This window comes from uncultured Aquincola sp., from assembly GCF_964001545.1.
Taxonomy (GTDB): Bacteria; Pseudomonadota; Gammaproteobacteria; order Burkholderiales; family Burkholderiaceae_C; genus Aquincola.
Window position 1 is genome coordinate 1 of sequence record NZ_CAXFDV010000846.1, and the last position, 5474, is coordinate 5474.

At 71.4% G+C, this 5474-nt stretch carries 5 protein-coding genes; 3 read left to right on the plus strand and 2 right to left on the minus strand.

Annotation, left to right across the window (positions count from 1 at the left end; genetic code table 11):
• Positions 1–2167 (plus strand): alpha/beta fold hydrolase (locus tag ABNT58_RS29155; protein WP_348756844.1); only part of this gene is annotated, 2167 nt, incomplete at its 5' end.
• Here ABNT58_RS29155 and ABNT58_RS29160 read toward each other — a convergent pair.
• A complete protein-coding gene (locus tag ABNT58_RS29160; protein WP_348756845.1) occupies positions 2098–3147 on the minus strand; it encodes an alpha/beta fold hydrolase in 1050 nt (349 codons plus the stop codon). The two genes, ABNT58_RS29155 and ABNT58_RS29160, sit on opposite strands and share 70 nt — an antisense overlap.
• A 232-nt stretch (positions 3148–3379) precedes the next feature.
• Here ABNT58_RS29160 and ABNT58_RS29165 point away from each other — a divergent pair, with 232 nt between their 5' ends.
• The gene (locus ABNT58_RS29165; RefSeq protein ID WP_348756846.1) at positions 3380–4105 is read left to right on the plus strand and encodes a GNAT family N-acetyltransferase; all 726 of its coding nucleotides are present in this window, start codon (positions 3380–3382) and stop codon (positions 4103–4105) included.
• Between the two features lie 19 nt (positions 4106–4124).
• Here ABNT58_RS29165 and ABNT58_RS29170 read toward each other — a convergent pair whose 3' ends face one another.
• On the minus strand, positions 4125–5033 hold the full coding sequence (locus ABNT58_RS29170) for a LysR substrate-binding domain-containing protein (RefSeq protein ID WP_348756848.1): 909 nt from the start codon (positions 5031–5033) through the stop codon (positions 4125–4127).
• A gap of 128 nt (positions 5034–5161) precedes the next feature.
• Here ABNT58_RS29170 and ABNT58_RS29175 point away from each other — a divergent pair.
• The coding region (locus tag ABNT58_RS29175) for an acyl-CoA dehydrogenase family protein (protein ID WP_348756847.1) at positions 5162–5474 on the plus strand (313 nt) is incomplete at its 3' end.

The window sequence follows — 5474 nt, forward strand, 5'->3', positions numbered from 1 at the left end:
GGTGATGCCCGGGCCGGTGGGCGTGAACCCGCTGCTGACCATCGCTTCGGTGGCCGAGCGCACCGTGGCCCTGCTGGCGCAGGCGCGCGGCTGGACGCTGGACCTCGGCCTGGCCGCGGCCGGGCCGCTGCCGCCCGTGCCGGCTCCCGCGCCGGCACCGGCCCCCGCGCATGAAAGCCTCTTGCAGCGCCTGGGGCACGATCTGCAGGGCCTGATGGGCGGCATCGAAGGCCTGCTCAAGAAGATCGAGGAGGCGCTGGAAGACGGCGCCATCGAGGTGGGCGAAGCCCTGCTCAAGGAAGTGATCCGCGACAAGCCGACGCTGCTGTCGCCCACTTTCCAGTTCACCGAGACCATGCACGGCTGGGCCTGCGTGGTACCCCCGGGCCCGCCGGGCGAGCCGGCGGCCGAGCCCGACTACGAGCTGGGCGCCGCCTGGGGCCGGGCCGACGGCCAGACGATGGACTTCCGCCTGACCATCGCCACCAGCTGCCTCTACACCCTGGTCAACGACCCGCTGCATGCGGCCGACATCACCGGCGAGGTGCATTGCCCGGCGCTGTCGCCCACGCCGCTGAAGGTCGCGCGGGGTCGCTTCCAGCTGCTGCCGGTGGATGCCCGCCAGGTGGACACCTGGACCATGACCTACGACATGCAGCTGGCCCGCGACGGCGGCACGCCGCTGCACTTCCAGGGCCACAAGGTGCTGCACCAGCGCGAGGGCTCCAACGTGTGGAGCGACGTGACCACGCTCTTCGTCCAGGTGCACGAGGTGGACGCGGCCCAGCCTTCGGGCAACGGCGCGCGGGTGGCCGTGGGCATGCTCACGCTCGACCTGCAGGACCTGGCCTGGCAGGCGTCCAGCGTGCAGCTGGCGCCGCAGCCGGGCTGGGTTGGCGACCTGCTCAACCGCTTTCCGAAGGTGCGCGGCGCCATCTCGCGGCTGTACCTGGCCAAGTTCGCCGGCTTCTTCGGCGAGACGCTGTTCCGTGCCTACGGTGGCCTGCTGGCCGACCTGGAGAACTTCCCGGGGCAGGACGACGCCCAGCGGGTGCGCCGGGTGCTCAAGGCGCCCACGCCGCAGGTGCATGCGCTGCCGTTGCCGCGCGGCTTTGCCGCCCGGCTCACGCGCTACCAGGGCGGAGCGCTGGGGCCGGTGGTGCTGGCGCCGGGTTTTTCGGTCACCGCCTCTTCGTTCGCGGCCGACACGGTGGACCAGAACCTGGTGGAGTTCCTGTGCGCCCACGGCTATGACGTGTGGCTGTTCGACTACCGCGCCAGCCCCGATTCAGGCAGCCCGATCGCCGACTACACCATCGACGACATCGCGCTGCAGGACTGGCCCGCGGCGGTGGACTTCATCCTCCAGGCCACCGGCGCGCCCGACCTGCAGGCCATCGTGCACTGCGTAGGCTCGATGAGCCTGCTGATGGCGATGCTGCGCGGCCTGCGCGGCGTGCGCTCGGTCATCAGCTCGCAGCTCACGCTGCACCCGGTGACCAACTGGCTGAGCTACCTCAAGACCGACATCGACCTGCCGCGCCTGCTGGGCGGCATGAGCGAGTTCAAGAACGGCTTCGACATCGTGGTGCGCAGCCAGCCGCCCAGCGACCAGGACTACGCGATCGACACCGTGCTGTGGAACGTGCCGGTGCCTGAAGGCGAGCAGTGCACCAACCCCGTGTGCAAGCGCATCTTCTCGATCTTCGGGCCCTCATACACCCATCGTCAGCTCGACCAGGCCACCCATGTGGCGATGCGGGAATGGTTCGGTCGCATCGCCATCAAGCCATTCGAGCAGCTGGCCCTGATGATGAACCAGGAGCGCGTGGTCGATGCCGACGGCGCCGACACCTGGTTGAACAGCCCCGGCGACGTGAAACGGCTGGCACTGCCCATCAGCTTCGTGGTGGGCGAGCTCAACCAGATCTTCTACCCCGAGACCTCGGCGCGCACGCTGGCCTGGCTGCGCCTGCACAACGATCCGAAGCTCTACACACGCCACGTCTTCAAGGGCTATGCGCACATGGACCTGTTCATCGGACGCGATGCAGCCACCGACGTGTTTCCGCGGCTGCTGGCCGAACTGCAGCGCGGTCATGCGATGGCCACCGGCGCCGCCACGCCGTCGCCGAGCGCGCCGGCTTCGACCGCAGTGGGCGCCTGAGCGGCCGCATCGCCCAGCAGGTGGCGGCTGAAGAAGTCGCCCACCACCGCGGTGTAGGCCTGCTGCATCGCCAGGTAGCTGCCGATGTGGCGGGGCGCCTGCGTCACCCACAGCCGGCCGCCGGCGGCGCGCGCCAGCATGCGGCCGTGCGCCAGCGGAATGAAGGGGTCGGCCTGCGAATGGATGACCAGCACCGGCCGCCCGCGCAGCCGGGGCATCTCGTCCACCGGCCGCACCTGCAGCGCCTGCACGCCTGACAGCAGCCGGCCCAGCAGCAGCGCGCCGGGCATGAACCACATCGGCAGCCCGGTGAGGCGGTGGAACTGCGTCTGCAGCATGGCGCCGAAATCGGCGAAGGGCGTGTCCGCCACCACGCCGCCCACCGACGGCTCCGCCGCCGCCGCCCGCAGCGCGGCCGAAGCGCCCATCGACGCGCCCAGCAGCCCGATGCGCCCGGCGGCGTAGCCCTTGGTGCGCAGGAAGTCGACCGCGCCCAGCACGTCGTGCCGCTCATGCTCGCTGTAGGTCAGGCGGGCGTCGCTGCTGTCGCCGTGGCCACGAAGGTCGATCATCAGCACCGACAGGCCCCGCGCGTGCAGGGACTGCGCCAGCGCATAGGTGGGCGACTTCAGCTCGTCGCCGCGGCAGGCGTCCTTGCCGTGCACGAACACCACCGCGCCGGCGCCGTGGCGTGCGGGCAGGTACCAGCCCTGGATGGTGGCCCGGCCGTCGCGTGCCGGAAAGCGCACCACCGCCTGGTGCAGCGCCGGGTGCTGGTCGGCCAGCGCCGGCCGCCGGCGCCGCGCCCGCGTGAAGCGCTGGGCCACCACCCAGCAGGCCAGCGCATAGGCCACCAGCGCCACGGCGGCCACCAGCAGCACGGCCAGGCCGGCCAGATCCGGCCAGTCGAGGAACAAGGCCCCGGGCGGGGCAGGGGGCGGAAACGGGTGCATGAAGGCCTCCTGGTCGTCGCCGGTCACGGGCCGGCTGTGGGCGGGCTGCCTGCGGGAAGCCCTGGCGACCGACTGTTGCGCTTGGGCCGGCGGGTGTCCTTCAAGCGCCTGAAGACGGGGCTGAAGCGTTCTGAAGCCGGCGTGCCGGCCAAACGGCGAGTCGTGAATTCAGCACGCTTCAGGTGTTCTTCAGGCCGGTGAAGGACGGGCCGCGGGCGGCTGCGAACACTGCGCTCCATCGCCAGAGAGGAGTTGCGACATGTTCCACACCGCCTACCTGCTGCCCCACGACTGCCTGCCCCAGGCGCAGCTGCACCACCACCCGCTGCGCCCGCCGCCGCAGGTGCGGCCGGTGGCGCCGGACGACCAGCCACGGCTGGCGCGCTATGTGGAAAACCTGTCGCCCCCATCGCAGCAGATGCGCTTTCATGCCGTGGTGCGCGGCTGCACGCCGGGGCTGCTGGCGGTGCTGGCCGGCACCGCCACGCCGCGCCAGCAGGTGCTGGTGGCCAGCCTGCGGGTGGATGGCGGCGAGGTGCTGGTGGGCGAAGCCCGCTACGTGGTGGACTGCACCGGCACGCAGGCCGAGTTCGCCATCTCGGTGGCCGACGCCTGGCGCGGCACTGGCGTGGCCCGGCAGCTGATGAGCCAGCTGCTGCAACGCGCCGCCGACGAAGGCCTGCACTGGCTGCATGGCGACGTGCTGGCCTGCAATGCCCGCATGCTCGCTTTTGTGGAGCGCATGGGTTTTTCGGTCGACCGCCAGCGCGACCCCTGGAGCGAGCCGTGCGAACGCACGATGCTGCATGTGGAGCGTTGCGTGCAGCCGCGGCCCTTCAGCCCCGCGACTGCCGTACCCCGGCCTGCCCGCGGCCCCATCGCGCTGGCCGCCGCAGCCCTGCGCGGAGGCGCCCAGGGCCTGCAGCGCTGGCTGCGTGCCCATGGCCGCGGGCACCGCCCCCACCAGGACGCGCCCGCGTGCTGATGCTGCGGCCGGCGCCCGCTCAGGAGGCCGCCGCCCCCGCCGACCGGTAGGGCGCCGTCTGCGCCTGCAGCCAGCTGCTGAAGGCGGCCAGCGCCTGCCGTTGCGTCGGCGCCTGCGGGTGGATGAGGTAGTAGGAGCGGTCGCTGATCCACTCGAACGGCACCACCTGGCGCAGCGTGCCGGCGGCCAGGTCGTCCTCGATCAGCAGCCGCGGGATCAGCGCCACACCCAGCCCGTGCACGGCCGCCTTGGCCAGCATGGAGAACAGCTCCATGCGCGGCCCGGCCATGTCGTTGGGCACGGTCACGCCCTGGGCGGCGAACCACTGGCGCCAGGCATGCGGCCGGGTGCTGGGCTGCAGCAGGGTGTAGCCGGCCAGGTCGGCCGGCGCCAGGTCGTGCGGCACCAGCTGCGGGCTGGCCACCGCCACCATGGCCTCGTGCATCAGCAGCTGCGATTCGGTGCCCGGCCAGCCCGCCGGGCCGGCGTAGATGGTGGCGTGCAGCGTGCTGTCGTCGAACAGGAAGGGGCGGGTGCGCGGCACGAAGTGCAGGGTGATGCCCGGGTGCTGGCGCTGGAAGTCGGGCAGCCGCGGCACCAGCCACTGGGTGGCGAAGGTGGGCACCACGCCCAGCTCCAGCGAGCCGCCCAGGCCGCCCTTGGCCATCACCTCCAGCGTGTCGCGCTCCACGTCGTCCAGCCGGTCGCGCACGCTGCGGCTGTAGTTGACGCCGGCTTCCGTCAGCAGCACGCCGCGGCGGGTGCGGCGGAACAACTTGACGCCCACGAAGTCTTCCAGCGTGGCGATCTGCCGGCAGACGGCGCTTTGCGTGACCGCCAGCTCGTCGGCCGCGGCGGTGAAGCTCTGGTGGCGGGCGGCGGACTCGAACGCCGCCAGGGCGCCCAGCGAGGGGATCTTTCTGCGCAGCATGGCGAGCACTCCGGGGTTTTCGGAGTGCATGTTACGCACATGTGCTTGCACACAAGTCGTTTGCCCTGCGCCGATTTGGGGCGTAGATTCCGGGCAGGTCCACCTGCATCACGAGAGACAACGAAATGACTTCTTCGAACACCCGCGCCAGCTTCCACTGGGACGACCCGCTGCTGCTGGACCAGCAGCTGACCGACGACGAACGCTCGGTGCGCGACGCCGCCCGCGCCTATTGCCAGGACCGCCTGGCGCCGCGGGTGCTGGAAGCCTTCCGCCACGAAAAAACCGATCCGGCCATCTTCCGCGAGATGGGCGAGCTGGGCCTGCTGGGCGCCACGATTCCTGAGCAGTACGGCGGCGCCGGCCTCAACTACGTGTGCTACGGCCTCGTGGCGCGTGAGGTGGAGCGTGTGGACTCGGGCTACCGCAGCATGATGA

Coding starts and splice junctions, on each gene's coding strand:
- ABNT58_RS29165 (WP_348756846.1), top strand. CDS start 3,380: ATGTTCCACACCGCCTACCTGCTGCCCCACGACTGCCTGCCCCAGGCG.